This is a genomic window from Geobacillus sp. WSUCF-018B (assembly GCF_002809985.1).
GTDB classification, from domain to species: Bacteria; Bacillota; Bacilli; order Bacillales; family Anoxybacillaceae; genus Geobacillus; species Geobacillus thermophilus.
Genome location: NZ_PIJF01000139.1, coordinates 1 through 1,237, shown reverse-complemented (window position 1 = coordinate 1,237; position 1,237 = coordinate 1). Strand labels below are relative to the sequence as shown.

Here is a 1,237-nt window from a genome sequence, read left to right as displayed (position 1 = left end):
TTTGATTTTCCGTTCCTGTTTGCGAAGTGTCCGAGGTGTCCATCCGTGATCGTTGGTGATTTTGAGACGTTTCATGCAGAATTCCGCTCCTTTTCCATGCTTTTCCTTAGGAGCAGTATAACCGGAGTGGGCACCGCTTATGCGAAGGTTAACTTTTCAATGAGCATATATATAGTTTTGTCCAACTTCCACCGTTATTTTTTGTCATAAAAATATCCCCGTTCATTGTAACGATCACAATTTCTTTGTCGTTTGCTGGATTAGAAGTTATATACATGATATGATCTTTTTCATCCAATGGCGGAACAGCAAGAACTTCTTCGTGTTTTGTGTCTAATGATTGTTTGATGAGTATAGACTGATCATTCTCTACAGCTGCAAATACAACCGACTTTTCTTGAAACATAAATGTCGTCGTATCAATTTTTCTCGTAAACCGTTCAAACGTATTCCCGTTATCTCTCGAAATGAAAACTCCCTCGGCTGTACTAATCCCGACCATATTTTCATCCGTTGGGTGAGCCACAATCGTTCTCGCTGCCGTTTGCGGCAGGCCATTCAATTGACTTGGCGACCACGTTTTGCCGTCATCTTTGCTGTAAAATACCCCTCGTCCGAGCGTTTCATTTTCTTCTTGATTCACCACATAGATGGTATGGCTTTTATAACCAACCGTCATATAATGGAAATCGGACTGTTTATAAAATCCTAAATTCATTAATGTTTGTCCATTATCAAAACTTTTCACAAGACCAAGTGGATTTCCTAACGATGAACCTTCTTCAGGATGTCCCGATGAATAAAAGCCGTCGTCCGTAGCTGAAAAGCCCATATAATCATGTTTATTGGAAACCGTTTCATACCACTTATTGTCTTGGTAAACGAGCAACCCTTCATGAGTAGCAAAGTAAACCGCATTTTGATTGCCAGCATAACCAACCCCATGCAAATGTTCGATCTTCCCTTCCTTTTTTTCTTTAAAGAAAGGATTATTGGTAACAGATACATTCGATTTTGACTGTTCTTTGCTCGTAATAAAAGCCTGTTCTTTTTCGTTGGATGATGAACAGGCGCTTAGAAGAAGAGCGGATGTGATGATGATGACTTTCTTCATTTTTGTCATAGATGTTCATTCCCCTTCATCTTCTTTGGCGAGGAGACCCCGACTTCTAAGCGAGAGCGAAAGTCGGGGAGGAATCGCCCTTCCTCCTTTCAATTAACAATGTACTAGCATGCT

1 protein-coding gene is annotated in these 1,237 nt (G+C 40.6%); it reads right to left on the bottom strand.

Going from position 1 to position 1,237, the window contains the following annotated elements; genetic code table 11:
- Positions 1 to 148: 148 nt before the first annotated feature.
- The gene (locus CV944_RS17025) at positions 149 to 1,123 is read right to left on the bottom strand and encodes a F510_1955 family glycosylhydrolase (RefSeq protein WP_100664573.1); all 975 of its coding nucleotides are present in this window, start codon (positions 1,121 to 1,123) and stop codon (positions 149 to 151) included.
- Positions 1,124 to 1,237 lie beyond the last annotated feature (114 nt).